Raw genomic sequence first — 19,755 nt, 5'->3', positions numbered from 1 at the left:
AAATGTTATGATTGTTTCACGTTTTACCGGCGACTTGCCGGAAGTTGGTGGTGATCGGAAAATACCTGGTGGTCCGTTGTATCCGATAACGGAGGTTCTTGAATTACTGGGAGCCGGAGGTTCCGTTGTTCGAGTCTGGACGCGAAGGTGTGTTGAGGATGTGCAACAATTGGCCCTGGATGCGGATGAATTGGCCGAGTTGATCGTGGAAGCCGTTAAGGTCGGGCGTTTTTCCGGTGCACAGTGGTGTCAACAACAACCAGCCGGACCTTGGGCCGCCTGTGATGCATATACCCTGACCCGTCGTGAGTGGGTGCCGGCTGCGCGTAAAGAACTTGCCGTTGATTACTACCTGAAATTTGCCATCGGCAAAACCGGTACCCTGCTGCTTCTGGTTTCTTGCCACCTTTCAACATAGAGGAGATCGCCATGAATGATTCATTACAGGTCTGTCCCCTGTGCGCTGAAGGCCATCTTCACGAGCAGATCGGCAAGAACAAGGTGGAATATAAAGGGCAAACCGCTGAACTGGATCTGCACTACCATCTGTGCAATGTTTGTGGCGGCGAACAGAGCGACGCCGCTCAGTTGCGAGCGAATAAACGTGCCATGATGGCTTTCAGAAAGCGGGTTGACGGATTACTGAGTGGCGCCGAAGTGCGTGCCCTGCGTGAGCGGATGGGGATCAGCCAGGCTGAAGCCGCTAAACTTTTCGGTGGGGGACCGGTGGCCTTCTCCAAGTATGAATCTGATGACGTGGCTCAGTCTGAGGCGATGGACAAGTTGTTGCGACTGGCTGCGGAGCTTCCCGAAACCCTGGCTTTTCTGAAACACCGTGCCGGCATGGAAGACTTGCGTCCGCCGCGCTGGACATCGTTTCCGTTGCCTGCCCTCCAGCAAAAACGTCATAACTACAAGGTTGTGTCTTCATCACTCCCTGAATCCGAACGGGATTGGAAAAAATGTGGATGATCAGCCCTGAGTTGCAAAAAGCCATTGATACGCTTGAGATCGAAGACATTTATCTCCGTGAGGTTACGGCGCTCTGCATGGAGGACTTTGAGCCGAAGTCTGCTGATTTCGATACGCTGACCTTTCAGGCAAGGCACTTTCTCAAGGCGTCCAGCCTCGTGGAACTGGATGCCGGCGGTTACTTGCTGCGCGTGTTTGTCGATCTTGGCGCGCGCTGGGTCCACGACAGCGACAATGACGCGAAAGCCTCCCCTCGGGCCACTATTGAAGCGGTGTTTATCGCGGAATACCGGATGCAGGAGCGCATGGATCAGGCGGGTATTGATGCATTTTGCTTGCAGAATGTCAGTGGCCATGTCTGGCCCTATTGGCGGGAACTGCTGAACAGTCAATGTCTTCGCATGCGTCTACCGAGGGTGACCTTGCCCACCGTGCAATTGACACAAAATCGCCAAAGACTGTAATTGGTTCTTATCCGCTTTTATCCTGTCAAAAAAACTCAGGTTGTCTTTAACGCGGGATTGGTCGTGAAACTCGATATTTCTTCTTTCGAAAAAGTCTTGCGGCAATTGCAGCGAAGCCTCGATTATCTTCACTCCGAACGTCGCCATGCCTGAATTGCAGGTGGAACCAAAGGATCTGCGGATCATTCAACGAATTCTGAGGACGCTTGTTCCAGGGATGGAAGTCTGGGCTTTTGGTTCCCGGGTGCATGGTGAAAACCTGAAGCCTTTTTCGGATCTGGACCTGGTGGTGATCTCCCCGGTTCCGCTGCCTTGTCTGCAGATGCTCGATCTGAAAGAAGCTTTCACGGAATCGGATTTGCCCTTCAAGGTAGATCTGCTCGATTGGTCGACTCTCGGCGAGTCGTTCAGAAAAAAGATTGCGCAATCGTATCTGGTAGTTCAATTGTCTTGAAATTTTTAAGGGGAGTTTGGGGTTTATGCAACGGGTGTTGGAAAGAAGTCGGATTATTTTGATTATCCTTCTGCAGGTGGCCATTGTGGCTGGCTCCCTGTGGGCGGCTTTTGCCCTGCGTTTCGATTTCCGGATTCCTGAGACGTACCTTTCCCGTTTTTACAGCCTGCTTCCGGCGGTGCTCCTGATCAAGCTGGGGGTCTTTGGATGGCTCGGGTTGTTGCGGGGCTGGTGGCGTTATGTCTCCATGGCCGATCTGGTGGTGATCGTCAAAGCCAACGTGATCGCGTCGCTGCTTGTGCTGCTCTATGCATTTCTGGCGTTTCGCGGGGGGGGAATTCCCCGAACCGTGCTCGTTCTCGACTGGGTTTTCTGCTTTATGACCATGGGCGGGGTGCGTTTTATCACCCGTGCTTTTCGCGAGCATTATCTGCCCATGCCTTCCCGTAACCGTTTGCCCCGTAAGCGGATTCTGGTTGTCGGCGCCGGGGATGCCGGGCAGATGATTGCCCGGGAGATCCGGATGAACCCGGCGCTGAACCTGGAGATGGTCGGTTTTGTCGATGATGATCCCCACAAGCGGAAGCAGCGTTTCCAGGGCTTTCCAGTGATGGGAAAAGTCCGTCGGGCCGGGCGCATCTGTCAGGAAAAAGGGGTGGATGAAATCATCATTGCCATCCCTTCCGCTTCGGGCGTGGAATTGCGCCGGATTGTCGAGCTTTGCCGCAATACGGGGGTGGTGTGCAAAACCTTGCCGGGGATGGGGCAGATGATTCACGGGCAGGTCAGTATTCAGCAGGTCAAGGATGTGGAACTTGAAGACCTGCTTGGCCGGGAACCGGCATGTCTCGATTGGGCGCGAATCGCCAACTACCTTCAAGGAAAACGGGTGTTGGTAACCGGGGCCGGCGGTTCAATCGGAAGCGAGATCTGTCGTCAGATTGCTCGGTTTCAGCCGAAAAAGCTGGTGTTGTTTGAAAACGGCGAAACGCCGTTATTCCTCATTGAGAGCGAGTTGCGTTCGTCTTTTCCGACCGTTCCGATTGTGCCGATTGTCGGCGACATCCGTTTCAAGGCCCGGGTGGAGGCGATTTTTGACGAGTTTCTTCCTGAGGTCGTTTTTCACGCGGCGGCATACAAGCATGTGCCGATGATGGAATGCAACCCCGCCGAGGCGGCCAACAACAATGTACGCGGCACCCGGATTATCGCCGATGCCGCCCATCGGTTTGGTGCCGAGCGCTTTGTCATGATCTCTACCGACAAGGCGGTCAACCCCACTAACGTCATGGGAGCCAGCAAGCGGGCGGCGGAGCTCTATGTTCAGGCCTTGGCGAAACGCAGCCGGACCAATTTCGTGACGGTACGTTTCGGCAACGTTTTGGGCAGCAACGGCAGCGTCATCCCCATTTTCAAGGAGCAGATCGCCAAGGGTGGGCCGGTGACGGTGACCCATCCCGAGGTGACTCGGTATTTCATGACCATCCCTGAAGCGAGCCAGTTGGTGCTGCAGGCCGCTTCCATGGGTAAGGGCGGAGAAATTTTCCTGCTCGATATGGGCGAGCCGGTGAAGATCGTCAAGCTGGCCGAGGAACTGATCCAGCTTTCCGGTTATCAGCCCTACGAGGATATCGAGATCATCTTTACCGGCTTGCGCCCGGGGGAAAAACTCTATGAGGAACTGCTCTTGGCCGGGGAGGGGGTGCAGCCGACCTGCCATGAGAAGATCATGGTAGCCAAGGCTGCGGAGTGCGATGAGGCGGTGCTGGTTCGCCAGATCGAGGAACTTTATCAGCTGGCCAGATCCCTGGATCTTGACGGCGTGGTCGAAAAACTGCAGGAGATGGTTCCCGAATTTCAGCCGACAACGCCGGGGCGGAGAAAGTCGAAACCTCAGTTGGTCTTGGTGAAGAATGGCAGTGACGGGGCTTAAGGCTGTTCAGCGGCGGGGTTGGGGAAGGAAAAAGCAAGGGGCGATCAGTCGGATCGCCCCTTTTTTACAAATGAATCTGGAAGAGGGTGCGATCCGACTGCCGTTCGATGGCGATGATCTGCCCTTCGTGGGGGCGCAAGGGTTTGTCGAAGGATTTGCTTCTGTCGCCACAGGCGATGGTCTGGCTGCCGACGCGCATGGCGGCGACGTGGATGGCGTTGGTTTCTTCCCGCAGGTCGTAGGCTTCGATGATTTCCACCCAGGCGCCGAGTCCCAGATGCCGGTGGGCGCTGTTGGGAACCTCATAGTGCATGGCCAACCCTCCTTGTTAGCGGATACCGTATACGTTTTTTATAACCGTTTGGCGAAGTGGGGACAATGCCTAAAATAAATATGCGCTAATCTTTGAGTGGCGTCGACATTCAGCTCGACTCCGTTCGCCCTGTGGGGAGGGTGGTCAAAAAGAGGAAGAGCAGGGGGGGGAGGCTGAGGGCGAAGGCCGCTCCCAGCAGCAGAAAGGTGGGATGCAGGCCGAGGGTATCGGCGCTGTAGCCGACCAGGGGGCCGCCGAGGACGAAGAGCAGGCGGAAGATCAAGGATTTCAGGGAGAGGATGCTGGCCCGGTTCCGGCGGCGACTCGCCTGTTGCAGATGGTGGCGCAACCGGGGCCCCTGCAGGCCGCGCATGGCGGTGAGCAGGAAGTAGAAGACGAACCCCCACCAGGCCTCGAACCAGCCAAGCCCGGCATAGCCCGCCACCGTCAGCAGCAGAAAGAGCACGCCCAACCCCCGTTCCCCCAGATGAAAAAAGGTTCGCTGGCTGAGCAGTGAAGTCAGGGCCACGGTAAGATTGGCCAGCGCCCAGATCGGCCCGAACCAGGCGAGGGGGACGCCGTTTTGCTGCATGGTCGGCTGGATCAGCCAGACCGGAAAGAAGGAGGCGAGGCCGAGGACGGTGGAGAGGAAAATGGTGTAGCGCAGATGGCGGTTGTCGAGGAGCGCCTCGCGGCCGATCTGCAACGCCTCGGTCAGGTGGGAGTGGGGCAGGGGCGCATGGTCGACGGGCGTTTCCCTGAGGGAGCGGCTGATGAGCAGGGCCAGCAGCCAGACGCCGATCTGGGCGAAGAAGGGGAGCAGGGGGGCGGCGGCATACATGAGGCCGGCGCCGAGGGCGCCGCAGGCTTCGCCGAGCTGGGCGGCGCCGGTCATGCGCCCGTCGTGGCGGGCGTAGTCTTCTTCCTGCCCCGAATGCTTCAGGGTTTCGAAGAGCAGGGCGCTGTCCGAGCCGCTGATGAAGGCGAAGGAGACACCGAGCAGCAGTTCGGCGATGAGCACCCCCGCGAAATTCTCGGCCTGGGTGTAGACCCCCCAGCCGATAACGCCGAGCACCGAGGCGAGATTGAGGGAAAAACGGTAGCCGAGGCGGTCGCTGATATATCCCGAAGGATATTCCATGAGCAGCGTCGCCACCGAGAAGAGTCCCTGCAAAAGGAGGATCTCGGTGAGGGAGAGGCCGATGTGATCCTTCCAGAAGAGGGTGATGACCGCCATCGGGAAGAGGGTCATCTTGAGGAAGGAAAAGGCGTAAAGCTTGCCGATGTTGCTCAAGGCGCGCGGCGGCGGGGGGCTCAGTCCCGCCAGTAGATGCAGGCAGCCGGGCAGCTGTCCATGGCCAGCTCGATCTTGCTTTCGGGGGCGCCGGTCGGATTGTAGACGATCGATTTGTGCGCGCCGTGGTCATGATCGTGGCCGTGACTGTGGCCGTCCTCACCTTCCATGCGGAAGACCTCCGGGCAGAGGTGGACGCAGACTTCGCAACTGATGCAGCATTCCTGATCGACGGCGGGGATTCGGGACATGGATGGGACCTCCTGGTGAATTTGGGGCGCATGCTAGCAGCTTTGCCCGCTCTTGTCAGCCGGAAACCGGGCTCAATTCATGACTCGACTTCATCCATTTCGCCGGGTAAACTGTGCACTCCGTCAATGACCCACAAAAGGTCTGATCATTAGCCACGAGGCACAGAGGTCTCAGAAAAATCCAATCGCACTTTCAGATTTCATCCTTTAACTCTCTGTTTTTCCTCTGTGTTCTCGGTGTCCTCTGTGGTGCATGCTTTTGGGATAAGCAAAGATCAAGGAGGGTTTTATATGAAATATCGCGTCTGGTTTTGCCTGTGGCTGCTGCTGGCCGCGAGCGGAAGCGCCGTCGCGGCTCCCGCTGCGGCGCCGCAGGTGACCATCGATTCCTGGGTGGGGAAGGAACTGGTCTACGACATCGCTTTTCTCTGGTTTGACCGCATCGCCGAAGGGCAACTCGCGGTCTCTCCGGGGCCCCGTCCCGGCACCTACCGGGCGCTGCTCGAAGCTCGCACCCTGGGGGTGGCGGCCTGGGTGACGTCCGATCGGGTGCAGCGTTACGAGTCGTTGATGGAAGCCGGTCCGGACGGCCGCTTGCGTTCCCTTTCCTACGAGTCCCGCATCATCAAGGGCCCGGAGGGCAAGCGCAAGGATCGCGGCAAGCGCTACCTCTTCGATCACGAAAAGGGGCAGGTGAGCTATGCCCGCACCCGTGACGGCGTGCCTGGCGCCGCTACCGTCCTGCCTATCCAGGGCACGCCCCCCGCCGATATCCTTACCGCCTTTTTCAATTTCCAGGCGGGGGTTTACGGGCCCTTGACTCCCGGGGAAACCTATCGCATTCTCGCCTTGGCCAAAAAGGGGGTTGGCTGGATCGATGCGGAAGTGCTGCCCGGGGAGAAATGGCCGGCGAAGGAGTTTTTCTCCAAAAACGGCACCCTGGTCAAGGTTCGGGTCGATCCCGAGGTCTTCGAAACCAAGGACGGCATTCTCTACATCTGGTTCGATCAGGCCCTGCGCCCCGAGCGCGGCATCGTCGAAAACGTCATCGGCCTCGGCTCGATCTACGGCAGCGAACGACCGCTTCCGGCGCCGACGACAAATAACCCCTGACTTTCCTTGAACCTAAAATAAGGTCGATTACCACAGAGCCACAGAGAGCACAGAGAGATTCTCTTTGCCCCTTTCATGCTTAACTCATCGTTTTTACTCGGTGTTCTCTGTGCTCTCTGTGGTGAGATCGCTTTTTCAGGTTTGGGTTTTATCCGCTCTCCAAATACATCGCGAGGACCCATCATGAAACGCGGCATTACCTATGTCATTGGCCATAAAAATCCCGATACCGACTCGGTCTGCAGCGCCATTGCCTATGCCCGGCTGCGCGCCCTGCAGGGACTGGCCAACGTCGAACCGGCGCGGGCCGGCGATCTCAACCGGCAGACCGAATTCGTTCTCGACACTCTTGAGGTCCCCCGGCCGAAGCTGCTGCTCGATGTCTATCCCCGGGTGCGCGACGTCATCCGCGACGAGGTCGTCACCATCGCCGGAAATGCGCCCCTGTCCGAGGCTCTCGGCCTCTTTCACGCCCACAACATTCGTTTGCTGCCGGTGATCGACGACGACCGGCGGCCGCTGGGGCTGCTGGTGCTGAAGAAGGTTTCGGAAAAATTCCTGGTGCCGAGCCGGGAAGCGGAAATCCGCCGGGTGACGACCTCTCCCGACTCCATCCGCCAGTGTCTCAAGGCGACGGCGGTGCATCTGGTGGATGAAGGGAAGGTGGAGGATCTCGACCTCTACGTCGGCGCCATGGCGACGGCGACCTTCCGGGACAAGGTCGCGCCCCTCGACGCCCGCCGCATCGTTCTCATCACCGGCGACCGCGAATCGATCCAGCGGGTCGGGGTCGACGCCGGGGTGCGGGTGCTGGTCGTCACCGGCAGCCTGCCCATCGCCGACGATATCATCGAGACGGGGCGCAAAAACGGCGTGACCATCCTCTCCACCCCCTTCGATACCGCCACCAGCACCTGGCTGACCCGCCTTTCCACGCCGGTGAGCTGTCTCATTGGCAAGGATTTCCCCTGCGTCGGCCTCGCCGACCGCCTCGACGATCTGCGCCTGAAGCTGCTGCACAGCAGCGATCCCGGTGCGGTGGTACTCGACAACGAGGGGCGGGTAGCGGCGGTGGCGACCAAGAGCACCCTGCTCACGCCGTCGCCGATCAAGCTGGTGCTGGTCGATCACAACGAACTCTCGCAGGCGGTCCCCGGCGCCGATAAGGTGGAGATCAGCGAGGTCGTCGACCATCATCGTCTGGGGAATTTCCATACCGATCAGCCGATCCGCTTTATCAACCAGCCCCTAGGCAGCACCTGCACCGTAGTCGCCGGCCTCTACCGGCAGGCGGGAATCACCCCCGACGCCGCCACCGCCGGACTGATGCTCTCCGGGCTGCTCTCCGACACGGTGATTCTGCGCTCGCCGACCACCACCGTCCTCGACCGCGATTTCGCCGCCTGGCTCGCCGAACTCTCCGGCCTCGATCCCCAGGAGTACGGCCGCCGGCTCTTCGCTTCCGGCAGCGCCCTGCGTTCCTACCCGTCGCTGCGTCATCTGCTTCTCGCCGATTTCAAGGAATACCAGGCGGGGGCACGCGGCTTCGGGGTCGGTCAGGTCGAGGTCGTCAGCTTCCACGAATTCCACGCCATGAAAGAGGATCTCGCGGCGGAGCTGGCCAAACTCAAGGAGGAACGCAACCTCGACACGGCCGGGCTGCTGGTCACCGACATCGTCCAGGAAACCAGTCTGCTCCTGGCCCTGGGCGGTAAGGAGTTCCCCTACGTGGTCGGCTATCCCCAGCTGGAAGAGAACCTCTACGAGCTCAAAGGCGTCCTCTCCCGCAAGAAGCAGCTCGTCCCCCATCTGTTGCGGGTACTGGAGGCCTAGGCCCATGTGGGCTGAGCTCCCCGAACTTCTTTCCCTCTGGCAGCTGGCGGCGGCCGCCGTGCTCCTCGGTCTGCTGTGCCTGCTCCTGCTGCTGATCGTTCTGGTCCTTTTCCTCCGGCAGCGGCGGCAGTGGCTGGCGTTGCGGGGGGAGCTGGAAAGCCGACTATCCCAGCTCGCCGTCGCCGACGAGCGCCTGGAGCGCGTTCTCCGCGAGGAAGGGGTGCGCGGGCGGGATGAAGCCAATGCTGCGGGCAAGGCGCTGCGCGAGGAAGTGGGCGGGTTGCTGCGGGGCTTTCAGGATTCGGTGCTGCGCACCATGGCCGAGATGCAGACCTTGCAGAAAGCCCAGCTGCAGCTTTTCGCCGAACGGTTGGACGACGGCGTCCGGCGCATCGACCAGCGGGTCGAGGGGATGGCCGCTGCGCTGAAGGAGGGGATGAGTGAAACCCGCGCCGGTCTCGATCTGCGGCACAAGGATCTGCGGCAGTCCGTCGAGACCCAACTGACGGAACTGAAAGGGCAGGCGGCGCAGAGTGATCGCGCCCTGCGTGAAGAGGTGCAGGGCAGCCTGAAAAGCCTCGGGGATGGCCTGATCGCCAGCCTTGGCCGTCTCGGCGAGAGCCAGCGGGAGCGGCTGACGCAGCTGGCCGAGGAGCTGGCCCGGCTCACCCGGCGCCAGGAGCAGGCCCAGGAAGCCCTGCGCCTGACCGTGGAGGGGCGTCTCGACAGCCTGCGCGCCGACAATGCCGAGAAGCTGGAGACGATCCGCAAGACGGTAGACGAGCAGTTGCAGGGGACGCTGGAGAAGCGCCTCGGCGAATCCTTCCGCCTGGTCAGTGAACGGCTGGAATTGGTGCACAAGGGGCTCGGCGAGATGCAGAGCCTGGCGAGCGGGGTGGGGGATCTCAAACGGGTGCTCAGCAACGTCAAGACCCGGGGCACCTGGGGGGAGGTGCAGCTGGGGAGCATCCTCGAACAGCTGCTGACCCCCGAGCAGTATCTGACCAATACCCCCACCCGGCCGGGGAGCGCCGAACGGGTCGAGTACGCCATCCGCCTGCCGGGCAAGGGGGATGGGGAGCCCGAGGTGCTGCTCCCCATCGACGCCAAGTTTCCCCTGGAGGATTACGCGCGTCTGACGGCGGCGGCCGAGCTTGGCGACGGGGCGGCGGTGGAGGAGGCGGCGCGGCAGCTGGAGAGCCGCATCCGTGCCTGTGCCCGCGACATCCGCGACAAATATCTGCATCCTCCCCACACCACCGATTTCGCCATCCTCTTTCTTCCCACCGAAGGGCTCTACGCCGAAATCCTCCGCCGTCCCGGCCTCGCCGAGCAGTTGCAGCGGGACTGCCGCGTCACCCTGGCCGGGCCGACGACCCTGGCTGCTACCCTCAACGCCCTGCAGATGGGCTTCCGCACCCTCGCCATCCAGAAACGTTCCGGCGAGGTCTGGCGGGTGCTGGAGGCGGTCAAGACCGAGTTCGGCCGCTACGGCGAGGTGCTCGACAAGGTGCAGAAGAAGCTGCACGAAGCGACCCGCAGCATCGACGGCGTGGCGGTGCGGCGGCGGGCCATCGACCGTACCCTACGCGCTGTCGGGCGGCTGCCCGAGGAGGAAGCCGGGCCGCTTCTCGGGCTGGATGATCCGGGGGAGAGTGAGGAGTGAGGGGTGAGGAGTGGCGTGAGCGGCTGGCGACCCGGCTGGTCCTGTTCAGCGTCCTCAGCGTCGGCATCGGCCAATCGATGACCTTTGCCCTGCTGGCGCCGCTGGGCCGGGAGGTGGGGCTGAGCGAGGTGCGCATCGGCGTGATCATCACCTGCTCGTCCCTCGCCTTCACCCTGGCCAGCCCGATCTGGGGGCGCACCTGCGACCGCTGGGGGCGCCGACCGGTGCTGCTCATCGGCCAGTTTGGTTACACCGTCGGTTGCGCCCTCTTTGCCACGGTCTTTCTCTTCGGCCAGCGGGGGCTGCTGGTGGGGTTGCCCCTCTTTTTGCTGGCAATTTTTTCCCGGGTGCTCATGGCCCTGCTCATGTCGGCGGCGCCCAGCGCCGCTTCAGCCTATATGGCCGATACCACCAGCGCTGGGGCGCGGGTGGCGGGGATGGGCCGGCTCGGCTCGGCCCGCACCCTGGGGGCGATTCTCGGACCGGCGCTGAGCGGGTTGCTCGCCGCTCTCGGGCTCTTGGCGCCGATCTATATCGCCGCCGGGATCTCCCTGCTGGCGACGCTGTTGCTGACGGTGGTGCTGCGCGAGCCGCCCCGGGGAGTGACGACGAAGGTTGGCGAGATCCGCTTGCGGCTCTTCGACCGCCGCTACTTCCCCTACATTCTCATCGGTTTCGTGACCTTTCTCGCCTTTTCGATGATGAGCCAGACCGTCGGCTTCTATCTGCAGGACCGCTTCGTCCTCGACGGCCGGGCCACCGCCCAGGCTCTTGGACTGGGGATGATGGTTTCCTCGATCCTCTCCCTCTTTTCCCAATCGGTGCTGGTGCGCCGCGCTGGCATGACCCCCCGGCGGCTGATGAACCTGGGCCTGCCGGTGCTGCTGACGGGGCTGGTCGCCTTGCCCTTCGCCGGCAGCATCCCCTGGCTGGTTGTCTGTCTCGGCCTGCATGGCCTGGCCCTGGGACTGATCTCCCCCGGCTTTACCGCCGGGGCTTCGCTGTCGGTCGGGGCGCGGGAGCAGGGGGCGGTGGGCGGACTGGTTTCCGCCTGCCCGGCGGCGGGCTTCGTCCTCGGGCCGGTGCTGGGCACCGGCCTCTACCAGTGGCATCCCCATCTGCCTTATTTCTGCGCGGCGCTACTGATCCTGCCCCTTCTGGTCTATGGCCGTCGGGCAACGCAGGCGGCGCCGGTTCCGTGACCTGTGATTTTTCCGCGCCCGACGGCTCTTTTAATGATCAAGGAGGAACAAAATGACCAAGCCCCACATCACCCCATCGGAACCCACTTCGTCCCTGCCCGCCGATGCCAACGGCGATGGCCGCGCCCGTGCCAGCCGACACGTCTATGGCGCCAAGGCCGCCCTCTGTTTCGAGCCGGACGAGACCCGCTTCGGCATTCACACCGTCTGCATCGAGGCGGCGGACGCCACCGGCCCCAAACAGTACGACTGGGCGAACAAGATCCGCGTGCAGCTCACCCGCGACGAACTGCCGGTCACTACGGCGGTGCTTTTCGGCTGGCTGCCGCGCTGCGAATACAAGAACCATGGCGAGGATAACAGCAAGGGCTTTTCCCTGGAGGATCAGGGGGATAAGCTTTTCATGCGGGTCTTCGCCCGGGGCCGGCAGGTTAAGGCGGTGCCGATTCCGCCCGAGGACGCTTTTTATCTGGCCCAGCTCTTTCTCGGGCAGATGAAGAAGAATGCGCCCGGGCTCTCCGGGGGGGAAATTCTCACAACCCTGCGCCAGGTGCTGGTCGCGCGCAACCGGGAGCAACCGAAAGGCTGATCGATTCTTTATCCGTTAATTTTTACCTATTGATTACAAGCCCCTGGCTGCTTTACTCTGGAACCTGACGGGGTGTTCAGGTAACCGTCATCCGTTTGTTTTTCTTCTCCCCGGGAGGTTTTCATGATGCGCCTGGTTTTTTTGCTCTGGCTGCTTTCGGCCGGTCCTTTGTGGGCCTCCGGGTTCACCTTCAGCGGCTATGAACAGCAGCAGGCAGCGCAGGACGCGGCTCAGGTTTCCGAGGAGCGCCGCGTTGTCGGCGACCTGCTCAGCGTCGACTGCTCTTCCAAACTCAAGGGGCAACGCATCGCCGTCCTCATCGGCGAGGAGCGTACCGGGCAGGGGAGTGCGCGCCGCACCAACGACGGCCCGCTTTTTGACGAGATCAACAGCCGCCTGCGCGGTCTCGGCTTGAAAACCTGCACCCAGCAGGAGATCAATGCCCAGGTCGCCGACGCCGAGCGCACCGCCTTTCTCAACAACGACATGGATGCCGCCATCGCCGCCGCCGGAAGGTTGCAGGCCCGCTTTCTGCTGCGCGGCCTGATCGCTGTCAGCGAGCGGCGCAATCCGATTCTCGATATCGATGAGCTCTTCCTGACCCTGACCCTGACCCTGCTCGACCGCAAGGGGCGGGTGATTTCCACGGTCTCGGCGACGGCCGATTCCTATGTCGCCAACGATGCCCTGCAAACCGCGCTACAACTGACCCGGGAGAAGGCCGACCGGATGCTGGCCGAGCTCTATAACGATCATTGCCGGCAGGGACGGTAGGCGGCTGATGAAAAACGCCCATCTGCGGCGTTGCCCTCATTCTCGTCGTTACGACGTACCTGTAAGGTACGCCTCACTCCTCGAATTTCGGGCGCCTTGCATCTGGGCATTCTTGATCAGCCTCGTAAGCGCTCGTGTTCCGTTCTGATGAAAGCTCATGCCCACCCCAAAGGGATTCTGGAGGTGTTATGAAGAAACTGATCTTTGTGCTGTCGATTCTCTCCTGCTGTCTCTTCTTCGGCGTCGCCTTGGCGGCGAACAAACCGGCCAAGGGGGAGAAGGCGGCGGCGAAGACCATTATCGTTTCGGCGGAAGGCTTGGCCGATCCCGATGCCGCCATCTACCGGAACGACAAGGGGCTGCTGCTCGACGACCTGCGCGCCGACGCCCGCCGGCAGGTGATCGAAAAGGCGGTCGGCACCCTGGTGGAGAGCTCGACCCTGGTGGAAAACTTCGCCCTGATCGAAGACAAGGTGCTGACCAAATCCCAGGGGCTGATCAAGCAGGTCATCAAGGAGAGCGATCCCTGGCTGGGGGAGGACGGCTTCATGCACATCCTGCTCAAGGCCGAAGTCTATCTCTCAGACATCCAGGAAAGCCTCAAGGAGATGTCCCGCACCCAGCGCGTTTCCCTCATCAAGGAGCAGGGCAATCCCCGCATTTCGGTGGCGGTGCGGGTCAAGGACGCCGAGCGTGGCTCGGAGGTTCCCCCCGAGCGTTCGGAGATCGCCGAGAACATTCTGAAAAAGGGGATCTCCGCCTTCGGCTACCGGGTCTGGTCCGAGCCCGAGTCGGGGAGCGTCAAGGATGCCCAGGCCGATTTCGCCATCAGCGGCGAGGCCAAGTTCAAAAAGAACACCGTGCGCCTGGCGGCCTCGGGGCTGAACGTTTCCAAATATGTCCTGACTTCGTGGACGGTCAAATGCCTCAATGTGCTCACCGGCGAGGAGATCTATTTCAATAATCAGGTTCCCCAGAAGAAGAGCTGGAACGACGAGGATGTCGCCCTGGCCGATATCGGCGCCCTGATCGCCGCCGAGTTCAACAAGGATTTCTTCGAGCAGCAGCTGCTCAGCCCTTCGCGTATCTTCCAGCTCCATGTGCACGGCCTGCCCGATTACGACACCGGCAATCTCCTCAAAAAAGAGCTGCTCGGTTTGCGCCATGTGCTCAACCTGGAATTCCGCGATTTCCAGGCGGGCAAGGCCTCGCTCTTCGAGGTCGACTACAGCGGCTCCCGGGAGAATTTCGCCCAGAGCGTCAACACCTCCCTGATCGGACCCCTCAACGAGAAATTCCAGACCACGGCTTTCGCCATCGAGTCGGCCAAGGGGGATACGGTGAGCGTGCGCTTCAAGGCGGCCGGTTCGACGGAGCAGGTGGCCGACGCCTTCAACAAGTTTCCTCCGGCTTCCCTTTATGAAGCCGCGCCCGGGCGTTTCGATGACCTGATCAAGGATGACTCGACCCGCGAGAAGATCCGCAAGCTGGCGCCGGAGCTCGGCGCCCAACTTGAAGTCCAGCCCACCGCCGCCACCGGCGCCGCCAAGGCGGCGGCCAGTTTCTGACGTTTACGGAATTTTCCCCATTATGCTCACCAAGGAGGCTCCATGACCCGACTTTTCGCCCTCGCCGTCCTGCTGCTCTGTTTGCCCCTCACCGGCTGTGTCGAACTGATGAACGCCGGCGGCGCCGCCAATGCCCGCGCCGACCTGATGACCTATCAACCGGTCAACTACGTCAACGCCGGGCGCGTCGGGCCCAAGGTCATCGTTCTGCCGGGCGTCATCAAAAGCCAGAACGCCACCTTCCGCCAGCAGATCAATGAAAACAACATCGCCGATTTCGCCGAGCTGGAACTGGGCAACGCCAACTTCCAGGTGCTGGAACGGGCCGATCTGGGGCCGATGCTCAACGAAATCACCCTGGCCGTCAACATGGGCGACCCCAATGCCCTCAAGACCTTCCGCCGCGGCAAGTTTCAATCGACCAACTGGTTCATCACCTTCGACATTCTCAAGGCCGAACAGGTCAGCAAGGCCGGCAGCGGTTTCGACGGTGCCACCGTCGGCAACATCGTCGGCGCCCTGGTCGGCGGCACCAGCGGCTATGTGAGCGAGGTGGCGAGTTCCTCGGTGCAGATGGGGGATACCGCCGGCGTCTGGCTGGTGGGGATGCGTTACAAGATCGTCGATGCTGCCACGACCCAGCAGGTCGCCACCGGCTATTTCGAGGAAAAGATGGAAGTCGGCAAGAAGGGGATGAGCATCCTCGGCGTTTCCGGCGACCAGGGGCAGGGGATCACCCTCGACAACATCACCCAGCGCCTGGTGCAGAAGTGCGTGCAGCAGATCGATCAACGTAAATAGGTCTTAGCTGTCGTCCGACCGCGCGAGAGGCGCGGTCGGACGATCCCCTCACCCCTCACCCCTCACAGGTTTCTCATGGATATACGCGACGCCATCAAACGCTGCCCCCTCTTCGCCGGGGTCACCAACGACGATCTCGACCATCTTCTGCGTATCAGCAAGGCCAGAGAGTCCACCAAAGGGGAGCTGCTCTTCTCCGACGGCGAAGTCGCCGCCGGTTTTTTTATCGTCGGCACCGGCAAGGTCAAGGTTTTCAAGCTCTCCCCCGACGGGAAAGAGCGCATCCTGCATATCGTCCATCCCGGCGGCACCTTCGCCGAGGCGGCGATCTTCGGCAGCGGCACCTATCCCGCCTATGCCCAGCCGCTGGAGGCGTCCCAGCTGATTTTCTTCCCCAAACGGGAGTTTCTCGACCTGTTGCGTTCCGATTCGCAACTGGCCATCAACATGATCGCCGGCCTCTCCCGCTTTCTGCGCCAGTTCGCCAATCAGATCGAAGAGCTGACCTTCAAGGATGTTCCCGCCCGCCTCGCCCGCTATCTGCTCGATCTGGCCGGGGACGAGGCGAAGCAGGTCGAACTGCCCATCTCCAAATCCCAGCTCGCTTCCAAGCTCGGAACGGTGAGTGAAACCCTCTCCCGCACCTTCCGCAAACTGACGGACGACGACCTTATCGTCGTGCGCGGCAAAGTCATTGAACTTCTCGACCGCGACCGCCTCGAAGACCTCACTTTCAGCTTCAAGGAATAACCGGCAACTAGCGGCTTTAAAGGAGGAAAGAGGCTTCCGTTCGGAGGCCTTTTTTATTTTCGCAAATTTGATTCCCATCAAAGCCGCCGGGAGGATTCCAGGCTAGGGTGGGGGCGAATTTGGCGAATAAACCGAAAAAAGGCTGTCGCACCACAGAGCCACAGAGACCGCCGAGAAATTTTATGGCTTTGGCTACCTCTCTGTTTTTACTCTGTGTTCTCTGTGTGCTCTGTGGTGAAAAAAAAAGATTGAAGCGAGGTGTAAAGATGGCAAAAGGCAAGGAGCAAACCGGCGGATTGACCGCGAAGGAGATCAAGGATCTGCGGGTGCTGGCGCAGTTCACCAGCGTCTACTGCCGCGTTCACCATCGGGAAAAGAAAGCGCCCCTGGAAGATCCGCGCCCAGAATTGGCGCCGCTGCGCCTGGAGAACTATCCCCTCTGCGCCGAATGCCGCGATTTTCTCGCCTATGCCATCGAGCGCCGGGTGCGCTGCCCCCTCGAACCCAAGCCGGTCTGCAAACACTGCCCGGTGCATTGCTACAAGCCCGGACATCGCGAGAAGGTACGAGAGATCATGCGTTTTTCCGGCAAGTACCTGATTCTGCGCGGGCGGCTCGATCTGCTCTGGCATTATTTTTTCTGAGTCGTCGAGGCTTTGATGCCGGTCAAGGAAGCGCTTCCGCGAGTTGTGTAGAGTGGAGCCATCATTCAGCGAGTAACGACCTCAACCCTATGCAGGAGAAAACTATATGATCCGCGAAATCGTGAAAATCGACGAAGACAAGTGCAACGGCTGCGGCGACTGCGTTCCCGGCTGCGCCGAAGGGGCGATCCAGATCATCAACGGCAAGGCCAAGTTGGTGGCCGACAATCTGTGCGACGGGCTCGGCGCCTGCCTCGGCCATTGCCCCATGGACGCCATTACCATCGAAAAACGCCAGGCCGATGAATTCGACGAGGCGGCGGTGGAAGAACATCTCGAAAAGTCCGTCGCGCCCTCCGCTCATGGTCACGGCCACAGCCACGGTCACGGCGGTTGCCCGTCCGCCCAGGTGCGGAGCTTCGCGGCTCCAGCCGGTCACGGCGGTGGCTGTCCCTCGGCCCAGGAGCGGAGCTTCGCCGCGGAAAAAACGGCCGAAGACGAGGTGGGCGTTCGCCCCTCGCAACTGCGCCAATGGCCGGTGCAGATGCACTTGGTGCCGCCGACCGCCCCCTTTCTCAAGGATGCCGACCTGCTCTTGGCCGCCGACTGCGTCCCCTTTGCCTACGCCGATTTCCACAAGGATTTTCTCAAGGATAAGGCGCTGCTCATCGGCTGTCCGAAACTCGATGACGGCCAGGCCTATCTGCAGAAGCTGACCACCATGCTTCAGCAGAACAACATCCGCTCCCTTACCGTTTTGCACATGGAGGTCCCCTGCTGTTCCGGGCTGATCGCCATCGCCCGCCAGGCCCTGGCCGCCAGCGGCAAGGAGATCCCCCTGGAGACGATCCGCATCGGCATTCAGGGGGAGCGCAAGTAGCGTCTCCGCAAGACGTGATCGCAACGGCGGCCGGAAGAGATCCCGGTCGCCTTTTTTTTAGTGATTTTCCTTTCTTTTGCGCCGGTCCCGCAGCTTGACAGGGGGAAGGGGGGGTTGCTATAGTTTGCCCCGCTTCGCCCCTTCAAGCGGGAGAGATTCCATGCCCTATCAGCACATTCGCGTCACCCGCCAGGAACGCCTGGCGGTCGTTGAAATCAACCGTCCCCAAGTCTTCAATTCCCTCGCCGGACAGACCCTGCGGGAACTTTCCCGCGTCTTTCAAGAGCTGCGCCACGACGAGCAGGTGCATGGCGTGCTGCTCACCGCCGCCGGCGAACATTTCGCCGCCGGCGCCGATCTGGCGGAGATCCGCGAGCTTTCCCCCCTTGAAGCGACTCGCTTCGCCGAACTCGGTCAATCCGTCTGCCTGTCCATGGAGCGCCTCGGCAAGCCCCTGCTGGCGGCGGTTTCCGGCTACGCCCTCGGCGCCGGACTGGAGCTGGCTTTGGCCTGCGATTTCATCCTCTGCGGCGCCAACGCCAAACTCGGTTTCAAGGAGATCGAGTACGGCATCATCCCCGGCTTCGGCGGCACCCAGCGTCTGCCCCGGCGCGTCGGAAAATCCAAAGCCAAAGAACTGATTTTCACCGGCGCTCTCATCGACGCCGAGGAAGCCCTGCACATCCGCCTGGTCAACCGGGTCTATCCCGTCGAACAGTTGCGTGGCGAGGCGCTGGAGCTGCTCGCCACCATCTGCAGTCATGGGCTTCTCTCCCTGAAACTGGCCAAGGAAGTCATCGACGCCGGCAGCGACATCGACCTTGCCGCCGCCTGCCTGATGGAACGGGACGCCTTTGCCGTTTGCTTCTCCACCGAGGACCAGAAAGAGGGGATGGGCGCCTTCGTCGAAAAACGCAAAGCCCGCTTCAAGGGGAGATAGGAGGAGCCATGGCCAACCGATTGGAAAAAGGCTTGGTGCAGATCTACACCGGCAACGGCAAGGGCAAGACCACGGCCTCGCTGGGGCTGGCCTTTCGCGCCGCCGGCCACGATTTTCAGGTCTACGTCATGCAGTTCATGAAGGGGCAGACGATCTGCGGCGAACTGGAAGCGGCTCGCCGGGTTGGCGCCAATCTCACCATCGAGCAGGTCGGGCGCGAGGCCTTTGTCAGCAGCGAACCGACCGCCGAGGATCGCCGCCTCGCTGCCGAGGCCTTCGCCCGCGCCCGGCAACTGACGAGCAGCGGCGATTACGATCTGGTGGTGCTTGATGAACTCAACTGCGCCGTCGATTACGGCCTGGTCCCGGTGGCCGAGGTCAAGGAACTGATCCGGGCCAAGGCCCCCCACACCGAGCTGGTGCTGACCGGCCGCAACGCCCATCCCGAACTCATCGAGCTGGCCGATCTGGTCACGGAAATGCGCGAAATCAAACATTACTACCATGCCGGGCAGCAGGCCCGGCGGGGTATCGAGTCCTGACATGGGGCGTAACTGGAAAACCCTGCGCCTGGTGGTCGAAGAGGGCGTCGGCTATCTCACCCTCGACAACGGCGGGCGCTTCAACACCCTGCACCGCGCCTGCATCGTCGAGCTCAAGGCGGCGCTTGCCCTCTGCGAGGCCGACCCCGAGGTGGTCTGCATCGTCCTCTCCGGCGGGGAAGGGGAGAGCTTCGCGGTCGGCGCCAATATCGCCGAGATGAAGGATTTCGGCCCCCTCGACGGCTTGAACTTTTCCGAGTTGGGGCAATCCCTCTTCGAGCAGATGGAGGAGTCGACCAAGCCGATTATCGGCGCCCTCAACGGCATCACCATGGGTGGTGGCTGCGATCTGGCTCTTTCCTGCGACATGCGCCTGGCCAGTGACCGCCTCAAGATCGCCCACCCCGGCGCCAAGCTCGGCATCATCACCGGTTTCTGCGGCACCCAGAAGCTGCCACGCCTGATCGGCCGCGCCCAGGCCCTCGAAGTCTTCATGACCTCCGAAGCTTACGGTGCCGAAGAGGCCATGCGCATGGGGCTGGTCGACCGGGTTTTCCCTCACGAAACCTTCTGGCCCGAGGTGAAAAAGGTCGCCCGGCGCATCGCCGGCATGCACCCCGCCGCCCTGTCCTACGGCAAGAAACTGATCAACGCCAGCGCCGACGTCGATCTGAAAAACGGCCAGATCATGGAACTCGGCGCCTTCTCCACCCTCTTTTCCAGCGGCGACGCCCGCAAACGCGCCACCGACTTCTTCGCCCGCGAGTGAAGG

The 19,755-nt window shown here is 61.4% G+C and carries 22 protein-coding genes; 19 read left to right on the top strand and 3 right to left on the bottom strand.

The window, feature by feature from the left end; all coding sequences use genetic code 11:
• Positions 1-7: 7 nt before the first annotated feature.
• The 5 genes from BQ4888_RS17700 (at position 8) to BQ4888_RS10110 (ending at position 3,823) form a co-directional block, all read left to right on the top strand.
• The gene (locus BQ4888_RS17700) at positions 8-418 is read left to right on the top strand and encodes a hypothetical protein (protein ID WP_205747992.1); all 411 of its coding nucleotides are present in this window, start codon (positions 8-10) and stop codon (positions 416-418) included.
• Between the two features lie 11 nt (positions 419-429).
• Positions 430-972, top strand: a complete 543-nt coding sequence (locus BQ4888_RS10125; protein ID WP_092056946.1) for a type II toxin-antitoxin system MqsA family antitoxin — start codon at positions 430-432, stop codon at positions 970-972.
• Entirely contained in the window at positions 963-1,436 is a 474-nt protein-coding gene (locus BQ4888_RS10120) for a hypothetical protein (RefSeq protein ID WP_205747991.1), read from the top strand. Before BQ4888_RS10125 ends, BQ4888_RS10120 begins: the two co-directional genes overlap by 10 nt.
• 145 nt (positions 1,437-1,581) lie before the next feature.
• A complete protein-coding gene (locus tag BQ4888_RS10115; protein ID WP_092056944.1) occupies positions 1,582-1,890 on the top strand; it encodes a nucleotidyltransferase family protein in 309 nt (102 codons plus the stop codon).
• A 58-nt stretch (positions 1,891-1,948) separates the two neighbouring features.
• Positions 1,949-3,823: a polysaccharide biosynthesis protein gene (locus BQ4888_RS10110; RefSeq protein ID WP_240746324.1), complete on the top strand. Its 1,875-nt coding sequence runs from the start codon at positions 1,949-1,951 to the stop codon at positions 3,821-3,823.
• A 64-nt stretch (positions 3,824-3,887) separates the two neighbouring features.
• On the opposite strand, the gene BQ4888_RS10105 is transcribed toward BQ4888_RS10110, so the two are convergent.
• From BQ4888_RS10105 to BQ4888_RS10095, 3 genes are all read right to left on the bottom strand, one after another.
• Positions 3,888-4,136 (bottom strand): hypothetical protein, encoded by a 249-nt coding sequence (locus BQ4888_RS10105; RefSeq protein ID WP_092056940.1) that lies wholly within the window; start codon positions 4,134-4,136, stop codon positions 3,888-3,890.
• Positions 4,137-4,245: 109 nt separating this feature from the next.
• Positions 4,246-5,430, bottom strand: coding sequence for an MFS transporter (locus BQ4888_RS10100; protein WP_276609548.1), 1,185 nt, complete (start codon positions 5,428-5,430; stop codon positions 4,246-4,248).
• 20 nt (positions 5,431-5,450) lie between these two features.
• On the bottom strand, positions 5,451-5,681 hold the full coding sequence (locus BQ4888_RS10095) for a ferredoxin (protein WP_092056938.1): 231 nt from the start codon (positions 5,679-5,681) through the stop codon (positions 5,451-5,453).
• A 291-nt stretch (positions 5,682-5,972) separates the two neighbouring features.
• On the opposite strand from BQ4888_RS10095, the gene BQ4888_RS10090 reads away from it, so the two are divergent.
• The 14 genes from BQ4888_RS10090 to BQ4888_RS10025 all read left to right on the top strand — a co-directional run bounded on the left by BQ4888_RS10090 (position 5,973) and on the right by BQ4888_RS10025 (position 19,752).
• Positions 5,973-6,794 carry a DUF3108 domain-containing protein gene (locus BQ4888_RS10090; RefSeq protein WP_092056936.1) on the top strand — a complete coding sequence of 274 codons (822 nt, stop codon included), beginning with the start codon at positions 5,973-5,975 and terminating at the stop codon, positions 6,792-6,794.
• Between the two features lie 183 nt (positions 6,795-6,977).
• On the top strand, positions 6,978-8,627 hold the full coding sequence (locus tag BQ4888_RS10085; protein WP_092056935.1) for a putative manganese-dependent inorganic diphosphatase: 1,650 nt from the start codon (positions 6,978-6,980) through the stop codon (positions 8,625-8,627).
• A gap of 4 nt (positions 8,628-8,631) precedes the next feature.
• Positions 8,632-10,293, top strand: a complete 1,662-nt coding sequence (locus BQ4888_RS10080; protein ID WP_240746323.1) for a DNA recombination protein RmuC — start codon at positions 8,632-8,634, stop codon at positions 10,291-10,293.
• Complete coding sequence (locus BQ4888_RS10075; RefSeq protein ID WP_092056933.1) at positions 10,290-11,495, top strand: MFS transporter; 1,206 nt, start codon at positions 10,290-10,292, stop codon at positions 11,493-11,495. The genes BQ4888_RS10080 and BQ4888_RS10075 overlap by 4 nt, the downstream gene beginning before the upstream one ends.
• Positions 11,496-11,547: 52 nt before the next feature.
• Entirely contained in the window at positions 11,548-12,084 is a 537-nt protein-coding gene (locus tag BQ4888_RS10070) for a hypothetical protein (protein ID WP_092056931.1), read from the top strand.
• 123 nt (positions 12,085-12,207) lie between these two features.
• Entirely contained in the window at positions 12,208-12,858 is a 651-nt protein-coding gene (locus tag BQ4888_RS10065) for a hypothetical protein (protein WP_092056929.1), read from the top strand.
• Positions 12,859-13,046: 188 nt separating this feature from the next.
• Positions 13,047-14,426, top strand: coding sequence for a hypothetical protein (locus BQ4888_RS10060; protein ID WP_092056927.1), 1,380 nt, complete (start codon positions 13,047-13,049; stop codon positions 14,424-14,426).
• A 42-nt stretch (positions 14,427-14,468) separates the two neighbouring features.
• Positions 14,469-15,227: a hypothetical protein gene (locus BQ4888_RS10055; RefSeq protein ID WP_092056925.1), complete on the top strand. Its 759-nt coding sequence runs from the start codon at positions 14,469-14,471 to the stop codon at positions 15,225-15,227.
• Positions 15,228-15,302: 75 nt separating this feature from the next.
• Positions 15,303-15,977: a Crp/Fnr family transcriptional regulator gene (locus tag BQ4888_RS10050; protein ID WP_092056923.1), complete on the top strand. Its 675-nt coding sequence runs from the start codon at positions 15,303-15,305 to the stop codon at positions 15,975-15,977.
• Positions 15,978-16,243: 266 nt separating this feature from the next.
• Positions 16,244-16,621, top strand: coding sequence for a nitrous oxide-stimulated promoter family protein (locus tag BQ4888_RS10045; RefSeq protein WP_092056921.1), 378 nt, complete (start codon positions 16,244-16,246; stop codon positions 16,619-16,621).
• A gap of 106 nt (positions 16,622-16,727) precedes the next feature.
• A complete protein-coding gene (locus BQ4888_RS10040; protein WP_092056919.1) occupies positions 16,728-17,501 on the top strand; it encodes an ATP-binding protein in 774 nt (257 codons plus the stop codon).
• A gap of 160 nt (positions 17,502-17,661) precedes the next feature.
• The gene (locus tag BQ4888_RS10035; protein ID WP_092056916.1) at positions 17,662-18,441 is read left to right on the top strand and encodes an enoyl-CoA hydratase/isomerase family protein; all 780 of its coding nucleotides are present in this window, start codon (positions 17,662-17,664) and stop codon (positions 18,439-18,441) included.
• Between the two features lie 8 nt (positions 18,442-18,449).
• Entirely contained in the window at positions 18,450-18,983 is a 534-nt protein-coding gene (cobO, locus tag BQ4888_RS10030; protein ID WP_092056915.1) for a cob(I)yrinic acid a,c-diamide adenosyltransferase, read from the top strand.
• Between the two features lies 1 nt (position 18,984).
• Complete coding sequence (locus tag BQ4888_RS10025; protein ID WP_092056914.1) at positions 18,985-19,752, top strand: enoyl-CoA hydratase/isomerase family protein; 768 nt, start codon at positions 18,985-18,987, stop codon at positions 19,750-19,752.
• Positions 19,753-19,755 lie beyond the last annotated feature (3 nt).

This window comes from Desulfuromonas acetexigens, from assembly GCF_900111775.1.
Classification (GTDB): Bacteria; Desulfobacterota; Desulfuromonadia; order Desulfuromonadales; family Trichloromonadaceae; genus Trichloromonas; species Trichloromonas acetexigens.
Note: the sequence above shows the minus strand (reverse complement) of the source record. Positions and strands in the feature narration are given on the sequence as shown.